Annotated in this window: 18 protein-coding genes; 10 read left to right on the forward strand and 8 right to left on the reverse strand. The window is 37.5% G+C overall.

From position 1 onward, the window contains the following. Window positions 1–555: 555 nt before the first annotated feature. The 4 genes from KHA97_RS00930 to KHA97_RS00945 form a co-directional block, all read right to left on the reverse strand. Window positions 556–1,419, reverse strand: a complete 864-nt coding sequence (locus KHA97_RS00930; RefSeq protein WP_213122927.1) for an SDR family oxidoreductase — start codon at window positions 1,417–1,419, stop codon at window positions 556–558. A gap of 343 nt (window positions 1,420–1,762) precedes the next feature. Continuing rightward, complete coding sequence (locus tag KHA97_RS00935; protein WP_213122928.1) at window positions 1,763–2,254, reverse strand: YajQ family cyclic di-GMP-binding protein; 492 nt, start codon at window positions 2,252–2,254, stop codon at window positions 1,763–1,765. Between the two features lie 80 nt (window positions 2,255–2,334). After that, complete coding sequence (locus tag KHA97_RS00940; protein ID WP_213122929.1) at window positions 2,335–2,469, reverse strand: DUF3941 domain-containing protein; 135 nt, start codon at window positions 2,467–2,469, stop codon at window positions 2,335–2,337. A 62-nt stretch (window positions 2,470–2,531) separates the two neighbouring features. Continuing rightward, entirely contained in the window at window positions 2,532–3,392 is an 861-nt protein-coding gene (locus KHA97_RS00945) for a DegV family protein (protein ID WP_213122930.1), read from the reverse strand. Between the two features lie 149 nt (window positions 3,393–3,541). Here KHA97_RS00945 and KHA97_RS00950 point away from each other — a divergent pair, with 149 nt between their 5' ends. Next, a complete protein-coding gene (locus tag KHA97_RS00950; RefSeq protein WP_325167393.1) occupies window positions 3,542–4,399 on the forward strand; it encodes a YitT family protein in 858 nt (285 codons plus the stop codon). Window positions 4,400–4,664: 265 nt separating this feature from the next. Here the strand turns inward: KHA97_RS00950 and KHA97_RS00955 are convergent, their stop codons facing one another. Then, window positions 4,665–4,865 carry a DUF3813 domain-containing protein gene (locus KHA97_RS00955; protein WP_213122932.1) on the reverse strand — a complete coding sequence of 67 codons (201 nt, stop codon included), beginning with the start codon at window positions 4,863–4,865 and terminating at the stop codon, window positions 4,665–4,667. A gap of 2 nt (window positions 4,866–4,867) precedes the next feature. Then, complete coding sequence (locus KHA97_RS00960; protein ID WP_213122933.1) at window positions 4,868–5,008, reverse strand: competence protein; 141 nt, start codon at window positions 5,006–5,008, stop codon at window positions 4,868–4,870. 166 nt (window positions 5,009–5,174) lie between these two features. Between KHA97_RS00960 and yjfP the strand changes: the two genes are divergently transcribed. The 3 genes from yjfP to clpB all read left to right on the forward strand — a co-directional run bounded on the left by yjfP (window position 5,175) and on the right by clpB (window position 9,403). Then, entirely contained in the window at window positions 5,175–5,987 is an 813-nt protein-coding gene (yjfP, locus tag KHA97_RS00965) for an esterase (protein WP_213124264.1), read from the forward strand. Window positions 5,988–6,374: 387 nt separating this feature from the next. Then, window positions 6,375–6,683 carry a metal-sulfur cluster assembly factor gene (locus KHA97_RS00970; RefSeq protein WP_213122934.1) on the forward strand — a complete coding sequence of 103 codons (309 nt, stop codon included), beginning with the start codon at window positions 6,375–6,377 and terminating at the stop codon, window positions 6,681–6,683. A 113-nt stretch (window positions 6,684–6,796) separates the two neighbouring features. After that, window positions 6,797–9,403 carry an ATP-dependent chaperone ClpB gene (clpB, locus tag KHA97_RS00975; protein WP_213122935.1) on the forward strand — a complete coding sequence of 869 codons (2,607 nt, stop codon included), beginning with the start codon at window positions 6,797–6,799 and terminating at the stop codon, window positions 9,401–9,403. Between the two features lie 36 nt (window positions 9,404–9,439). On the opposite strand, the gene KHA97_RS00980 is transcribed toward clpB, so the two are convergent. Beyond that, on the reverse strand, window positions 9,440–9,625 hold the full coding sequence (locus KHA97_RS00980) for a YjzD family protein (protein WP_213122936.1): 186 nt from the start codon (window positions 9,623–9,625) through the stop codon (window positions 9,440–9,442). 179 nt (window positions 9,626–9,804) lie between these two features. On the opposite strand from KHA97_RS00980, the gene KHA97_RS00985 reads away from it, so the two are divergent. The 6 genes from KHA97_RS00985 (at window position 9,805) to KHA97_RS01010 (ending at window position 14,937) form a co-directional block, all read left to right on the forward strand. Further along, window positions 9,805–10,386, forward strand: a complete 582-nt coding sequence (locus tag KHA97_RS00985; protein ID WP_213122937.1) for a hypothetical protein — start codon at window positions 9,805–9,807, stop codon at window positions 10,384–10,386. A gap of 230 nt (window positions 10,387–10,616) precedes the next feature. Then, a complete protein-coding gene (locus KHA97_RS00990) occupies window positions 10,617–11,549 on the forward strand; it encodes a beta-ketoacyl-ACP synthase III (protein ID WP_213122938.1) in 933 nt (310 codons plus the stop codon). Between the two features lie 44 nt (window positions 11,550–11,593). Further along, complete coding sequence (gene fabF, locus KHA97_RS00995) at window positions 11,594–12,829, forward strand: beta-ketoacyl-ACP synthase II (RefSeq protein ID WP_213122939.1); 1,236 nt, start codon at window positions 11,594–11,596, stop codon at window positions 12,827–12,829. A gap of 171 nt (window positions 12,830–13,000) precedes the next feature. Continuing rightward, window positions 13,001–13,792 (forward strand): DUF2268 domain-containing protein, encoded by a 792-nt coding sequence (locus tag KHA97_RS01000; protein ID WP_213122940.1) that lies wholly within the window; start codon window positions 13,001–13,003, stop codon window positions 13,790–13,792. A gap of 105 nt (window positions 13,793–13,897) precedes the next feature. Beyond that, window positions 13,898–14,122, forward strand: a complete 225-nt coding sequence (locus KHA97_RS01005) for a hypothetical protein (RefSeq protein WP_213122941.1) — start codon at window positions 13,898–13,900, stop codon at window positions 14,120–14,122. A 65-nt stretch (window positions 14,123–14,187) separates the two neighbouring features. Then, window positions 14,188–14,937, forward strand: a complete 750-nt coding sequence (locus tag KHA97_RS01010) for a YjbA family protein (protein WP_213122942.1) — start codon at window positions 14,188–14,190, stop codon at window positions 14,935–14,937. A 354-nt stretch (window positions 14,938–15,291) separates the two neighbouring features. Here the strand turns inward: KHA97_RS01010 and trpS are convergent, their stop codons facing one another. Beyond that, on the reverse strand, window positions 15,292–16,281 hold the full coding sequence (trpS, locus tag KHA97_RS01015) for a tryptophan--tRNA ligase (RefSeq protein ID WP_213122943.1): 990 nt from the start codon (window positions 16,279–16,281) through the stop codon (window positions 15,292–15,294). Window positions 16,282–16,431 lie beyond the last annotated feature (150 nt).

The following is a 16,431-nucleotide window of genomic DNA, read 5'->3' on the forward strand; positions in this document are numbered from 1 at the left end:
AATGGGGCTGTCAAAAAAGTCGTAGTTATCGACTTTTTTGACAGTCCTTCTTGTTATTTGATTGACTCCGTTAACCTGGACTTTGATTTCCGCTGCAAGTGTTCGCTTTCCGCGGGCGGTACGGGGAGCTTCCTCGGTGCTTCAGCACCTTGTCTAGTTCCGGCTCCTAGCGTCTAACGAACGAGCCCTTCCCTCCCCTACGATAAGTCAACATCGGCTCGTTCCTCGCCGTGTTTCCTTTATCTCAGTGCGGGGAAGTCTCCCGTTCGTACGACGCTGAACAGTCGCCTCCGCTTTTCTAATCTGCGGGATCTCCCCTGCCCCGTATTCCCGCAGGAGTCTCACACCTTCCGCTGTGCCAAAATCAATTATGTGCTTATTAGTGGAGATGAAAGACACTCTTTTGTTTATTTTAGGGACGGATTAGGCAGCACCACTTTACTTTGGCCATCTTTTTTCTCTGTTTGTTGAATTACAATCCAAGTGCTCTCTTTTAAGCAGTGTAATAAGCTTTGAAGATATATTCTGTTTTAATAAGATACCACTTTTATTTTTTTAGCCATTTATTACTTCGCCGCCATTAATGTGTAGCATTTGTCCTGAGACATAGCTTGAATCATCAGATGCTAGATAAACATAACCAGGTCCTAATTCTGAAGGTTGTCCAGGCCGTCCTAAAGGCTGTGTTCCTCCAAATTTACTTACTTTTTCTGCATCAAACGTAGAAGGAATGAGTGGAGTCCAAATAGGTCCAGGAGCAACTCCATTGACTCGAATTCGTTGAGCTGCTAATGATTTGGATAAGGATCTTGTAAAAGACACAATCGCACCCTTAGTTGCTGAATAATCCAATAACTCAGGGCTTCCTGCATAAGCTGTAATTGAGGCAGTGTTAATGATTGAACTCCCTACTTTCAAGTGGGGGAGCACTGCTTTTGTCAAAAAGAAATAAGCATATATATTCGTTCGGAATGTTTTCTCAAGTTGTTCCTCAGTAATGTCTAAAAGACTTTTTTGAGGATGTTGTTCGGCAGCATTATTGACAAGGATATCTATTTTTCCAAAACTGTCCATTACTTGCTTAACAACATCGATACAATGTTGTTCTTGTCCGAGATCCCCTCGTATGGCTATACATTTTCTACCTTCATTTTCAACAAGTTGTTTCGTATTTTCAGCGTCTTGATCTTCTTCGAGGTAACAAATAGCAACATTTGCTCCTTCTATTGCAAAATGAAGGGCGACTGATTTACCAATACCGCTATCTCCTCCAGTTACAATCGCAACTTTCCCATCTAACTTTCCGCTACCCTTATAGGAGGTTTTTATCGATTCAGGTTCTGGGTTCATTAAGGATTCTAAGCCGGGCTGCTGCACTTGCTTTTGCTTTGGCATCGTTTGTTTCTCTTGATTGCTCAAAATAATCACTCCTAAGAAGAAATAAAAAACGAACAGATATATTTGATATACCCGTTCGTTGTTTTTTTATTCTATAAGAGATGATAAAACGGAAACTTAGTAGATAACCTTCTTGGAGAATGTTACCGTCTAGCTCCAGCGCCTTGCGCCTAGCAAACTTTCGGTTTCTTCCTACGATAAGTCAACATCGGTTCGCATTTAAGGCTCACCGTGTTTCCTTTATCTCGTCAGAACCCTAAAGAGGAACGTCGACTAGAGCGGCCACCTCCTGTGGCAACGTCGACGGAGCCACATCCTGTGGGCCTGTACGTCGCTGAACAAGCGCTTTCACTTTTGTTATTCGTTATCTATAATTTACAAATTGAACATCTATCGGAAGATTAGCGGATCGGATAGCACTAATAATCTGCTGCAAATCATCTCGATTTTTGCCAGTGACTCTAATTTGGTCGTCTTGGACTTGGCTTTTTACTTTCAATCCACTATTTTTAATAAGCGTATTGATTTTTTTAGCATTTTCTTTATCGATGCCTTGAACAATCTTAGCCCGTTGACGGACAGTACCACCAAATGCATTTTCCATTTTACCGTAATCGAGGTTTTTAACAGGGACTTCGCGTCTTATTAATTTTCCGACAAACACATCTTTTAGTTGAGACATTTTAAACTCGTCATCCGAAATGAGGACAACTTCTTCATTTTCAAGTTTAATGTCACTTTTACTGCCTTTAAAATCATAACGATTTTGTATTTCTTTCAGAGCAATTTGTATTGCATTATTTACTTCTGATAGATCAACCTTAGAAACAATATCGAATGAATTTTCCTTAGACATTTTCTACCTCCGTTGCATCATTTCCCCTTATTATAGTTGATTTGCAACGTTCCAACAAGGTCATGAAAGACGGCTGTTTACTATAGATGATCCGTTTTTTTCGAATATTTGTATTTTCCTGCTTGAAGATTTTTCTCCCTTAAAAGGTTCTTATCCTCTCGAGCAGCTTGCTTGTCTCTCGGTTTCTTATCATTGTCGGATGTATTATAGCGCATCATAATGTCTCCTTTCTAAACTGGATTTACTAGATAGTATCTCCCGCTTAGTGGAAAAATTATTAAGCTTGTTTTTCATTTAAGAAAAAAATGGCTAATGTTCCCGGACCAGCATGTGCAGCAATAACGGAGCCAATAATATTAATATAAAAATTCTTTGTGCCAAAACGTTCTTCTATCATCTTTTTTACTTCGAGAGCTGTCTCCTCATCGTCTCCATGGCTGATCCCAATAGTTTGGTTGCTAAGATCAACTCCTCGATCTTCGATTACATCGAGAATTCTTTTAATGAGTTTTTTCTTTCCACGAATTTTTTCAATCGGAACGAGCTTACCTTCTTCCACATGCAGAAGGGGCTTGATGTTAAGCAAACCTCCAAGAAAAGCAGAAGCTTTTGAAAGTCTGCCACCTCTTGCAAGGAAATCTAAATCCTCCACTGTAAATAAATGTTCCATATGTTGGCATTGGAATGTTATATTCTGAACTAAGTCTTCCTTTGAAACACCTTTTTTAATCTGTTCAGCTGCTGATAAGACAGTTAGTCCATAACCGAGAGATGCACATTTTGAATCGATGATTGTTAAATCTAAATCTGGGTATTCTTCTAGTACCTGCTCACGAATCATAACAGCCGTTTGATATGTTCCTGAAAGCTCAGATGAAAAAGCTATGTAGAGACCTGAGTCACCTGATTTAGCTAAATCCGTAAATAATTCTTCAAATTGCTGAGGAGACGCCTGTGATGTTTTCGGCATTTTGCCAGCACGTATTTCCTCGTATACTTTTTTTGGCTGGATGGTCAGCAAATCTTTATACTCATCGTCAACTATATGTACTTGTAACGGTATTAATTGAACGTTATTTTCTTGAAAAAAAGATAACGGCAAGTCTGATGCACTATCTGCAAAAAGTTTAATTGACATAAAAAATCACCTCTTGTGGAAAAATAATGAAAAGTTACTGCGTCTATAAATTATTCAGAAAATTATTCCATATTTTTAGTGTACCGACTTTAGGAGAAAAGTACAATCCCATATACATTTTTATGGGATAAAAGAGGGAGAGGATGGTAGTGAAAAAACAGTTTTCTATTTGGACTCATACAAAAATTTTCGTTACTGTGTTAGTTGGGGCTTTTTTAAATGCCGTAGCATTAAATTATTTTTTAATTCCAGCAGGGGTTTACGCGAGTGGGATAACTGGAGCAGCGCAGCTTGTATCCAATATTTTATCGGATTTTACTCTTATACATATATCGACAGGAATTCTTATTTTACTATTCAATCTTCCGGTAGTGATTTTAGGGTGGCTAAAAGTTGGAAGATCTTTTACAATGTATAGTTTTATTTCTGTTTTATTGATGAGTTTGTTTCTTGAAATACTTCCTGTCATCGCAAAAACAAACGATATATTGCTCTACTCTGTATTTGGTGGAGTGATTGCCGCCGTGGGGATTGGAATAACGTTAAGGGTTGGTGCTTCAACTGGAGGATTAGATATTATTGCGATGGTGCTTTCAAGGATGAAGGATAAGCCTGTGGGGATTTACTTTTTTATCATTAACGCTATTATTATCGCAACAGCGGGTGCCATATATGGCTGGGATAAAGCACTTTATACACTCGTTTCTTTATATGCTTCAACAAGAGTCATTGATGCAATCCATACTCGACATCAGAAACTGACTGCGATGATTGTGACGAAGAAATCGGAAGAGTTAAAAGATGCCATCCATGCACGGATGGTAAGGGGAATTACTGTTGTCCCAGCTAAGGGAGCTTTTTCAAATGAACAAAAGGAAATGATGATGATTGTCATTACGCGTTATGAATTGTATGAGCTCGAATTGATTGTTAAAAACGTCGATCCAAAAGCATTCACGAATATCGTTCAAACGACAGCTGTATTCGGCTTTTTTAGAAAAGATTAAGAAAAAAAGTGCAAGCGGCGGTTTAGAGACATACAGGCACACAGTATGTGGGTCTATCGACGTTTCTCTGTTGGGTTCTGACAAGATAAAGGAACGCACGGTACAGCTTATAAGGCGAGCTGATGTTAACTTATCGTAGGAAGCAACAAAAAGTTTGCTATTAGCTGGAGCTAGATGCAACTACCTTTACGAATTTATTCAGAAAGTCCCAATTGGATATTTCCTAGCAATGAAAAAACGGGAGATTACTCTCCCGTTCTGTAATTTATTTTAAGCGATCGAGTACCTTTTGATATTCACGAAGCTGCTCTTGCTCGGCGAACGTCGAATTGGCATAAGCAGAGGAAAGGGCGTTCTTCGCTACTTGTAAGGCATATTCTTTCTCTTCAGTGGAATCTCCTGTAAGGAAGAGTTCTTCTGCGTGTTCAACGAATTCCCTAGCTTCCTGGAATAACCTGTTTCCCACTTCTAAATCCCTCCCAGAGATTCCTCATTTCTCTTATTTTCCGCTTCTGCCAAGGTTGAACGATATGGAAAACGTTCCGCATGTTTTTCAATCGAATTTTTACCATGTATGATAAAACGTTTCGACTTACTTTTTTTACCCACACGTATTCACCCCTATAGAGAATTGGAAATGAACGTACGTTTACGTTCTAAATTATTGTTTGTCAAAAGTTTGCGAAAAACACGAGAAAGAAATGGTAGTTTATTTTGGAATGTGCAAGAAATGAGTGCTAATATATATATATTACGAAAAAAAGGGGATGGCATCATGATCGAAATTAGAAAAGAAAAAGTAAATGATATTCCGTTATTGCATGTTGTGAAAAACGGAAATGAAGATAAGATGCTACCGCTTATTTTTTTTGTCCACGGATTTACTTCTGCTAAAGAACATAATCTTCATTACGCCTATCTTTTAGCGGAAAAAGGCTTTCGTGTTTTACTTCCAGAAGCCTTATACCACGGTGAAAGAAGCAATGGACAAAGTAATGAAAAATTAATGTTTCATTTTTGGGATATTGTAATCAACACGATTGCAGAATTAGAAGTGATAAAGAATCATTTTTTTAACAGAGGTTTAGTTGATTCTGAAAAGATTGGTTTGGCAGGAACTTCGATGGGCGGGATTATTACATTAGGAGCACTAACTCAATTTGAATGGGTGAACACAGCAGTTTCGCTAATGGGAAGTCCGCATTATGTAGCATTTGCCCGTGCTCAAATAAATCACCTTCAAAAAGCTGATTCAAGCTTTTCTTTTCCAGATGAGGAAATAGAGGAATTATATTCCGGTTTGGAAAAATATGATATAAGTCATCAGCCAGAAAAACTTAAAGAAAGACCACTTATGTTTTGGCATGGGAAAAAAGATCCGGTTGTTCCTTTTCAGCCTACATATAGCTTTTATCAAAACATTAAGAAGGATTATGAAAAGAATCCTTCCAAATTAAAATTTATCATTGATGAAGATGCCGACCATAAAGTGAGCAGAGAAGGTTTATTGGAAACAGTGGCTTGGTTTGAAAATTACTTGCTTCGTTCAAACAAGGGCAGAAATGTTTCATTGTATGCTGGATTGTGAGGCTTAAAGGCAACAATGAGTTATTACAAGCTTAATCGAAGCACTATTTTTATGAAACGGAAAATTTTAAGTAGTAAGATAAATTTTTTTCAAGAATAAATAATAAAAAGTTTAAGTTTCTTCGCGAATTACTATTTTATTCACGAGAAAAATGAAAAAAGTTTAGATTTGTTCTCGAAATACCACTTAATTCACGAATTAAATGGAAAAATTCTATGTTTAGTCGCGAAATTGCTGCTTAATTTTCGACTAAATAAGTTACTTCATATACAGTTGTAAACACCAACCAAAATTCATCAATCGTTTAAGTTCATTTTTGTTTGTTTTTCTATTATGTTTGGTATGATAGTAAGAGAAGCATTTTATTTCGAAAAGGAGTGTGCTGAAATGGATGAGGCTTTGAAAGAAAATATTTATGGCGCTCTTGAGCAAGTTATTGACCCTGAATTGGGTATTGACATAGTAAATCTTGGGCTTGTATATGATGTTGACCTTAATGACGAAGGAGTGGCCAAAGTTACTATGACCCTTACTTCGATGGGATGTCCACTAGCGCCAATTATTGTAGATCAAGTACAAGCAGCACTTGCAGATATTCCGGAAGTAAAACAAACAGAGGTAGACATTGTTTGGAATCCACCTTGGACAAAAGATAAAATGTCACGATATGCGAAAATTGCACTTGGCGTAACATGATGAAGGAACGCCGTTATTAGAGTATAGTTTTGGGAAAGTATATAGCGGAATGCTCCTTGAGATTAAGAAGCTTTCCGCTATTTTTAATTTATAGTTGTAAGGAGATGTAATTTATGGACTTAAGTAAAATGACTACGACAATGCAAGAAGCTTTTGCAGAAGCGCAGCAAACTGCCATAAGATTAAATCATCCAGAGATTGATATTGCCCATTTATGGAAAGCTTTATCAGATAGAAATGATAGTCTCCTTAATAATTTATATGAGCACTTAGGAGTTGGGAAAAGTGCTCTTCAACATGAAATCAATCAACTCATTGATAAAAAGCCACAAGTAACGGGAGAGGGAGTAAAAGGTGGGCAATACTTAAGCTCCGAAGTACAAGGTCTTATCAACAATGCGGAGAAGGAAAGGGAATCCTTTAAAGACGATTATTTATCTATTGAACATTTTGCACTCGCCTTAATGGATCAGAAAAGAAATGAGGTTACAGTATTTCTTGTTCAACAAGGAATTACGAAACAAAATTTACGTACAGAAATTGAAAAAGTGAGAGGGGGACAGCGGGTGGTATCTCAAAATCCAGAAGCAACATATGAAGCGTTGAAAAAATACGGGAGGGATTTAGTAGCGGAAGTAAAATCCGGAAAGCTAGATCCAGTTATTGGCCGTGATAATGAAATTAGAAACGTGATTCGCATCCTTTCTAGAAAAACAAAAAACAATCCAGTGTTAATTGGTGAACCAGGTGTCGGAAAAACGGCTATAGTTGAAGGTCTGGCACAACGAATTGTTAGGAAGGATGTACCTGAAGGGTTAAAAGATAAAACGATTTTTGCGTTAGATATGGGTGCACTTATTGCAGGTGCAAAATTTCGAGGGGAATTCGAAGAAAGATTAAAAGCTGTTTTACAAGAAATCAAGAAGAGTGAAGGAAAAATCCTACTGTTTATTGATGAAATCCATACGATTGTTGGTGCAGGTAAAGCAGAAGGATCGATGGATGCCGGAAATATGCTAAAGCCGATGCTTGCTAGAGGAGAACTGCATTGTATAGGAGCTACTACACTCGATGAATATCGGTTATATATAGAAAAGGATCCGGCACTTGAAAGACGCTTTCAAAAGGTTTTAGTTCCTGAGCCTACAGTTGAGGATACGATTTCGATTTTGCGTGGATTAAAGGAACGCTTTGAAATTCACCACGGTGTAAATATTCATGACAGAGCAATTGTTGCAGCAGCTACTTTGTCAGATCGTTATATTACTGATCGCTTTTTACCTGATAAGGCAATAGATCTTGTTGATGAAGCTTGCGCTAATATTCGCGTTGAAATTGATTCGATGCCAAGTGAACTTGATGAAATAACAAGAAGAGTCATGCAGCTTGAAATTGAAGAAGCTGCACTCAGGAAAGAAGAAGATGAAGCAAGCAAGGCAAGGCTAGAAATTCTACAAAAAGAATTGGCTGATTTAAAAGAAAAAGCGAATGAAATGAGAGCAAGATGGCAGTCAGAGAAAGATGAAATTTTACAAATAAAAGAGAAGCGTGAAGAACTAGAAAAGCTGCGTAGGGACTTGGAAGATGCGGAAAATGATTATGACTTAAATCGTGCAGCTGAACTTCGCCACGGAAAAATTCCTTCCGTAGAAAAAGAATTGAAGGCTTTAGAGGAGAATTTACAAAAGCATCAAGAAGACGAACACCGTTTAGTAAAAGAAGAAGTGACAGAAGATGAAATTGCAGATATCGTTTCACGCTGGACAGGCATTCCTGTTTCAAAGCTTGTGGAAGGCGAAAGAGAAAAGCTTCTAAGACTTGAAAGTATTTTGCATAAACGGGTAATTGGACAAGACGAAGCAGTTGAACTTGTGAGCAATGCGGTACTTCGTGCAAGAGCGGGGATTAAAGATCCTAACCGTCCAATCGGTTCATTTATTTTCCTAGGACCAACGGGTGTCGGGAAAACTGAACTTGCAAAAGCACTAGCTGAAACACTATTTGATAGTGAAGAACATATGATTCGAATAGATATGTCTGAGTATATGGAAAAACACGCTGTATCGAGGCTAATTGGGGCTCCTCCCGGATATGTAGGATATGAAGAAGGAGGGCAGCTTACCGAAGCTGTCAGAAGAAAACCGTATTCTGTTATTTTGCTTGATGAAATAGAAAAGGCCCACCCTGAAGTATTTAATATTTTGCTGCAAGTGCTTGATGATGGCCGAATAACAGATTCCCAAGGAAGACGAATTGATTTTAAAAACACAGTCATTATTATGACATCGAATATTGGCTCAGCCTTTTTATTAGAGCGTGAAAAAAATGAGGAGCATATCGACGAACATACGAAAGACCTCGTCATGAGCCAGCTGAGAGCTGCCTTTAAACCGGAGTTTCTAAATAGAGTGGATGATATTATTCTGTTTAAGCCACTTACTCTGGAAAACATCAAAGGTATTGTAGGAAAGTTAGCAGAGGAATTGCAACTTCGTTTACGTGAACAAAGTATTCAATTAAAAATATCCGAAAGAGCAAAAGAGTTTGTCGCTCATGCAGCATACGACCCAGTATATGGTGCACGTCCATTAAAGAGGTATCTACAAAGCCAAATCGAAACAAGGCTGGCAAAGGAAATTATTGCTGGACATGTCCGTCCGTATGATTCGATAATAATTGATGTAGAAAATGAAGTACTTACAGTGAATGTTCAAAAATAAAAAATGGGGAAGGAGTAATATACTCCTTTCCCATTTTTAATGTTCCTCTGCAGATGCAGGAGCTGGAAGAATGGATGAAATAATAAGTACTAATATATAAGCACCAATTCCATATATGGATGCCATTTTAAAATCATACTCAGCGGATAACATTGATCCTGCTACGTAAGTTAACATATGGACAAGAATAAAAGTCCATATAAAACCCCAAAGATATTTCATAAGATTCACCCCAATTCAACATAGCATATATGTAAAAGTTATTTTTACTTCATGGATATACCTATAAAATCATACCATACATAACAGTAATGTAAAAGTGATAATTCTGTGATCTAGGTAATCCTCCCATCCACTTGCATAGGATGTAAATAAGGGTAATTTGAAAGGAGATGGATCGTATGAAGTCCGCGGTGGTATTTTCTGCTAGACAACTTCTTGGATATGAATTTTGCGTTCAATTACTTGAGAAAGGATATACAGTTTTTGCTGAAGATTTTATGGAGTGGCAAAATGAGGATCATGAAGAAAAATGGCTTTTTATTGGTAGAAATGCCAATCTACAATATAATCAATTGGATGATTTATTAAGTGCTAAACAAAATAAGTATATTGACTATGTGTTTATTCCGCTTCCTGATTTTTACTCTAGAGATTTTCCACAAATTCAAAAACAATTCATCGATTTATTAAAAAACATCACTAAAGATGAAGCAATTTCTCAATCAAATTTCATTATTATACAACCATCAGCGATTCATTATAGAAATTCATATTTTTATAATGAAATAGAAAAGGTTAAATCGGAAATACACGAGAGAGGAACTATGGTTATGGAATATTATGTCCCTGTAGACGAACAAGATACTTTTCTTTTATTTACATCTAAATTGAATGAAAAATGGAGCACATTGGATTTAACATCTTCAATCGCAAATGAAATCATTTGTCATGTAGAAAACAGCATATATACAAAAAAATAATCGTTATAGTTATTATTCTTTTCAGTCATAAAGTGGTACGCTAAGAATGTAAGTGAAAATAAGAAAGGATTGATCATTGGACAAGTGTTGCACTAATACATAAAATGAGAATCAACCTAATAAATATGAACCCGACCTGATTTACAAGAATTATCTCCGATGATATAATTAGTACCAAGTCTTAATATATGATATTAATTTTATGTTTAATGAAGGTAGGGATCAGCTACATGAATGCTGGGATAATCGGGATTGGAAAATATGTTCCTGAAAAGGTCTTAACGAATACTGACTTGGAAAAGATGGTGGATACTTCAGACGAATGGATCAGGACAAGAACAGGCATCGAAGAAAGAAGAATCGCCACCGATGATATAGATACATCTGATATGGCTTATATAGCTGCGCAAGAAGCAATAAAAAATGCCGGATTATCTCCTGAAGATATTGACATGATTTTAGTTGCAACAGTCACGCCTGATCGGCCATTTCCTACCGTTTCGTGTATGCTGCAAGCGAAATTGGGGTGTGCGAAGGCTTCGGCAATGGATCTTAGCGCTGCTTGTGCAGGCTTTATGTACGGTATCGCTACAGCAAAACAGTTTATCGAAAATGGTGCGTTTAAACATATATTAATCATTGGTGCTGAAAAACTTTCAAAAATAACGGATTGGAATGATCGCAACACTGCTGTTTTGTTTGGAGATGGTGCCGGCGCGGTTGTAATGGGGCCAGTTTCAGATGGTAGAGGAGTTCTATCGTTTGAATTGGGAGCAGATGGTACAGGCGGAAATTACCTCTATCAAGAAGAATTTATTATGATGAATGGCAGAGAAGTTTTTAAGTTTGCGGTAAGGCAAATGGGAGAATCATCCGTAAATGTTATTGAGAAAGCTGGTCTATCAAAAGATGATGTGGACTTTTTAATTCCGCATCAAGCTAATATTAGAATTATGGAAGCTGCAAGACAGCGATTAGATCTTCCGGAAGAAAAAATGTCCAAAACAATTCATAAATACGGTAACACTTCCTCCGCATCCATTCCGATGGCGCTTGCGGATGAGTTGGAAGCAGGAAAAATTAAAGATGATGATATAATTGTGATGGTCGGTTTTGGCGGCGGTCTAACATGGGGCGCAGTTGCCATAAAATGGGGACGTTAAATTTATTAAAATCTTCTTTGTTTATTTATAGGAGCTGATAAAGGATGAAGAAAAGAGTTGTCGTAACAGGAATAGGAGCAGTTTCACCTGTAGGAAATGATGCAATGTCATCATGGCATAATGTTATCGCAGGAAAGTCTGGAATTGGTCCATTAACAAGATTAGATCCTGAACAATTTTCTGCAAAAGTTGCAGCAGAAGTAAAAGATTTTGATATTGAAAAGTATGTTGAAAGAAAAGAAGCCCGCAAAATGGACCGTTTTACCCATTATGCGTTAGCGGCTGCACTTATGGCTGTTGAGGATGCTAACTTAACAATTGATGAGAGTAATGCTGATCGCATAGGAGTTTGGATTGGGTCCGGAATTGGTGGAATGGAAACATTTGAAAACCAATTTGAAACATTCCAGAAAAGAGGATATCGTCGTGTAAGTCCATTCTTTGTACCAATGATGATACCGGATATGGCTACAGGGCAAGTTTCCATCTATCTTGGAGCAAAAGGAGTCAACTCTTGTACGGTTACGGCTTGTGCAACAGGTACAAATTCAATTGGTGATGCTTTTAAAGTTATCCAACGTGGTGACGCTGTTGCCATGATTGCTGGAGGAGCTGAAGCACCGATTACCCAAATGTCTGTAGCTGGATTTTGTGCAAATACGGCATTATCAACAAATCCTGATCCTCAAACAGCAAGCAGACCATTCGATTTGAACCGTGACGGTTTTGTAATTGGTGAAGGAGCTGGAATTGTTGTTCTAGAAGAATTGGAACATGCATTAAGTCGCGGCGCCACGATTTATGCAGAAATCGTTGGTTACGGTTCAACAGGAGATGCTCATCATATTACAGCACCAGCTCCAGGTGGAGAAGGTGGAGTACGCGCAATGAGGATAGCTCTCCAAGATGGTGGTCTTACACCTGAGGATATTGATTACATCAATGCCCATGGTACTAGCACTGAGTATAACGATAAATACGAAACGATGGCGATAAAAGAAGTTTTTGGTGAGCATGCATATAAACTAGCGGTGAGTTCAACAAAATCGATGACAGGACACCTTCTAGGAGCAGCGGGTGGTGTTGAAGCCATTTTCTCAGTGTTGGCTATAAAAGAAGGCATTCTACCACCAACGATGAATTATGAAACACCAGATCCAGAATGTGACCTCGATTATGTTACAAATGAGGCAAGAAAAGCTGAGGTTAAAGCAGTCATAAGTAATTCACTAGGATTTGGCGGACATAACGCAACCATTGCCTTTAAAAAATATGAATAAGCAACTAAAGCGCAGGAACTTATCCAAAAAGAATTGAAAAGTTTCCAATTAATAAATGTCCTAACGAAAAAACACGATCAAAATGGTCGTGTTTTTTTGCATCTACTTAGCTAAAACCATGTACCTCCCTCTTAATTGTTTAATAACATAACAAAAGGAGGCGATGGTAACATGGGAGTAATCGAAACTGATAAATGGCTTGAGGATTACTTTAATCAGCCTTGGGAAATGGGAAGGCTAGCTAAACCAGATGTCAAGGATGCTGAAGATTTTTATGAATACTTAACAAAGTTTGGCATGTACAGACCATCACGTAATGCATTTTATATTTTAAATAAATTAAAAGAAGAAAATGTATGGGAGAAAATTAATAAAATATACTTGAAGTATCGTAAAAAATGGAATGGCCCTGCTGTAGATATTTATATTTTCCCCATCAATCAGCAAACTTCATTATTTCGAAGGCGCAATAACGGTCGTTCCGGACTGGCTTTTCATGATAAATTATTTTTATTCATTTCTGATGGACTTGATGAAAAAGAGCTAGAAGCTCTCTTTGTTCATGAGTATCATCATTCCGCGAGGTTGAGCAGGCTAAATAAGAGAAGTAGCGAGTATACGTTATTGGATTCAATTTTATTTGAAGGATTTGCAGAATTAGCAGTTCTAAACAGTTGTGGGACCCAATATTTGGCGCCATGGACGAAACTATATACAAAAGCAAGACTTAAAAATGATTTGGAACATATGTACAAACCAAATTTTTATATAACCCGAAAAGATCCTGAACATGATGAACTATTATTTGGAAGAAGAGGCATCCCATTAATGCTAGGTTACGCGGTTGGGTTTGAATTGGCTAAAGGCTACGTGAGGCGAAACAAAATTACTATTCATGATACATTTATGATTCCTTCTAAAAAGGTCCTAACCAATAATGAATTTTATGAATCCCCCAGCTAATAGCCTTCCTAACGAGGAGGGCTTTTCTTTTTCTTGCATGTCCAATTAGGGTTGTACATATATTCAAAATAAGATGGCCATGGAATAATAAGGATGTGCAAAGCTATGTTGTTTCGAGGATTAATGTTGTTAATAGGCTTTGGCTTTGCTGTATCGGGTGGTGTCAGCCTAATTGGCTATTTAAATTTAATTACGATGGGCAACACCTTAATTGACTATCTCGTTTTTATTGCCAAGAGGCCAGAGTGTTATTTATTGCCTATCGGGATCATAATGATTACCAGTTCCATATTTTATAGCGATGAGAAAAAAAGCAATGACCAGATTTAAGAGGAATAATTTAACTTCACCCTGCCTATACTGATTGACAAAAGGTTATGAAGTGAGGGATAAGGATGCTATATCTTCATGATGTTTGGGTAAATTGGTTTGAAGGGGAGGAAAACGGCTATAATGTTTGCCATTTTCATGAATGGCGCAGGGGAGAAGATGTCATCGAACTCCTTGATCAAGTACCATTATTGTTGATAGAGCCGGTCCTCTTCTACTACATAGAAAATAACATGGCGGAATTGCCTCAAACATTATTAAATGATGTTTATAAAAAAGCATATTTAAGAAAAAATCATGAACGCATTCAACTAGAATATTGTTTTGTCGTCACAGATGGAAAAGGAATATTGGCAGTGGATACGATTGGTTATTCGATTCCACTCCGTAAAAGTAGATTGATTCCTCGTCAAGAACAGCTTGTATATGAAATGACGATGAAGAATGAACCGTTTCCTTATAAATTTAATAAAGAAATTAGTAACAAGGAACACCATATTTTATCACCTGAGCCAGAATTGATGTATGGTTTAACACGGAAGGAACGACAATTGAAGCACTTATTGTTTATGGCGTTAGATCAACTCTATTCTTCTAAAAATACCCCAGAAATTCGTTATTGGTATACTGAATGGGCTCCTAATAAATACAATGAAATCCAATCGATGGATTTTGATGAGGTTTGGAATTGTCTTTATGAAGAAATGAAAGTAGGTTGGTCCGAAAAACACCTAATGCTTTGTGAAAACCTTATAAAAGGTCAACCATTCTTTGAAAAGCTCTGGGATATGGAATGTGATTCAAAAGTGAACTAGTTTTGGAAAAAGAAAAGAGCCAACTCCCTTTGAGATAGGCTCTTTTACGTTATTTTTAAGGAAATTATAAATTGAAAACTTTGTGGTTATCTTTCTAGGAAATAGTTCCGTTCAGCTCCAGCGCCTATCGACTAGCAAACTTCTTGTCCTTCTCTTTTGCGTAAGTCAACATCGGCTCGCCAATTGTCTAGCTACAGGCGCCTTCCGCTTTTCGTGGCTCACCGTGTTTAGTTTATCTCAGTCGAAGGCCAAAGGAGGAACGTCGACTAAAATCGCCACGTCCTGTGGCGACGTCGACGGATCCACATCCTGTGGGCCTTTACTTCGATAAACAGGCGCTTACGCTTTTGTACTTTACCTTCTTTTTCTTCCTAAACCCATTGCATTTTCCATTTTCTTTAACATCTTATTTGCTTTTTTGGCTGCTTTTTCAGCACCAGCGTCAAGAATGTCATCAAGTTCCTTTGAATCAAGTAATTCCTTATAGCGTTCCTGGATAGGTGCGAGTGCATTTATAACAACATTTGCTAGATCTGCTTTAAATTCCCCATAGCCTTTTCCTTCATAATTTTGTTCAATCTCAGAGATCGGTTTATTTTCTAAAATAGAATAAATTGAAAGCAAATTTGATACTCCAGGTTTATTTTCTTTATCGTATTTTACAATACCGTCAGAATCCGTCACAGCACTTTTAATCTTCTTCTCAATTTGGTTAGGTTCGTCCAATAATGTAATAAAAGCTCTTTGATTTGCATCAGATTTGCTCATTTTTTTCGTTGGTTCCTGCAACGACATGATCCTTGCTCCAACTTTTGGAATTCTCACCTCAGGAATAGTGAAAATATCGTTATAACGATTGTTAAAACGTTCTGCCAAATCCCTCGTTAGCTCCAAATGTTGTTTTTGATCTTCTCCAACAGGAACGAGGTCAGCTCCGTATAACAAGATATCAGCAGCCATCAATGGCGGATAAGTTAGAAGTCCAGCAGACACAGCATCTTTTCCAGAAGATTTATCTTTAAACTGTGTCATTCTTTCTAATTCTCCAATATATGCAATACATTGAAGCATCCAAGCAGCTTGAGAGTGTGCAGGAACTTCTGATTGAACAAATAGAGTGGCTTTTTCAGGATCTAACCCAGCAGCTACATAAAGGGCAGATAATCTCTTAATATTTTTTCTTAATTCAAGACGATCTTGTGGAACTGTTATCGCATGTTGGTCAACAACACAGAAATAACAATCATAATCATGCTGCAGTTCAATAAACTGCTTAATGGCACCTATATAGTTTCCAAGAGTGATGACACCACTTGGCTGGATACCCGAAAATATCGTTTTCATAAATAAAAGCCTCCTTGATATAAAAAACCATCCGTCCTTAAATAGGATGAATGCTGATTCTTAGCATAATTAATACGAAAAATCCATGAATTTATTATACCCCCACCAAATATGACAATCAAGCCAGGCCAAAAGAATCAACTTCATAAT

The sequence above is a fragment of the Lederbergia citri genome (assembly GCF_018343625.1).
GTDB classification, from domain to species: domain Bacteria; phylum Bacillota; class Bacilli; order Bacillales; family Bacillaceae_C; genus Lederbergia; species Lederbergia citri.

Excerpts from the sequence above, each read along its gene's own strand:
- KHA97_RS00935 (WP_213122928.1), bottom strand. The coding sequence starts at position 2,254 with ATGTCTAAGGAAAATTCATTCGATATTGTTTCTAAGGTTGATCTATCA.
- KHA97_RS00940 (WP_213122929.1), bottom strand. The coding sequence starts at position 2,469 with ATGCGCTATAATACATCCGACAATGATAAGAAACCGAGAGACAAGCAA.
- KHA97_RS00945 (WP_213122930.1), bottom strand. The coding sequence starts at position 3,392 with ATGTCAATTAAACTTTTTGCAGATAGTGCATCAGACTTGCCGTTATCT.
- yjfP (WP_213124264.1), top strand. The coding sequence starts at position 5,175 with ATGATCGAAATTAGAAAAGAAAAAGTAAATGATATTCCGTTATTGCAT.
- KHA97_RS00970 (WP_213122934.1), top strand. The coding sequence starts at position 6,375 with ATGGATGAGGCTTTGAAAGAAAATATTTATGGCGCTCTTGAGCAAGTT.
- clpB (WP_213122935.1), top strand. The coding sequence starts at position 6,797 with ATGGACTTAAGTAAAATGACTACGACAATGCAAGAAGCTTTTGCAGAA.
- KHA97_RS00980 (WP_213122936.1), bottom strand. The coding sequence starts at position 9,625 with ATGAAATATCTTTGGGGTTTTATATGGACTTTTATTCTTGTCCATATG.
- KHA97_RS00985 (WP_213122937.1), top strand. The coding sequence starts at position 9,805 with ATGAAGTCCGCGGTGGTATTTTCTGCTAGACAACTTCTTGGATATGAA.
- KHA97_RS00990 (WP_213122938.1), top strand. The coding sequence starts at position 10,617 with ATGAATGCTGGGATAATCGGGATTGGAAAATATGTTCCTGAAAAGGTC.
- fabF (WP_213122939.1), top strand. The coding sequence starts at position 11,594 with ATGAAGAAAAGAGTTGTCGTAACAGGAATAGGAGCAGTTTCACCTGTA.
- KHA97_RS01000 (WP_213122940.1), top strand. The coding sequence starts at position 13,001 with ATGGGAGTAATCGAAACTGATAAATGGCTTGAGGATTACTTTAATCAG.
- KHA97_RS01005 (WP_213122941.1), top strand. The coding sequence starts at position 13,898 with ATGTTGTTTCGAGGATTAATGTTGTTAATAGGCTTTGGCTTTGCTGTA.
- KHA97_RS01010 (WP_213122942.1), top strand. The coding sequence starts at position 14,188 with ATGCTATATCTTCATGATGTTTGGGTAAATTGGTTTGAAGGGGAGGAA.
- trpS (WP_213122943.1), bottom strand. The coding sequence starts at position 16,281 with ATGAAAACGATATTTTCGGGTATCCAGCCAAGTGGTGTCATCACTCTT.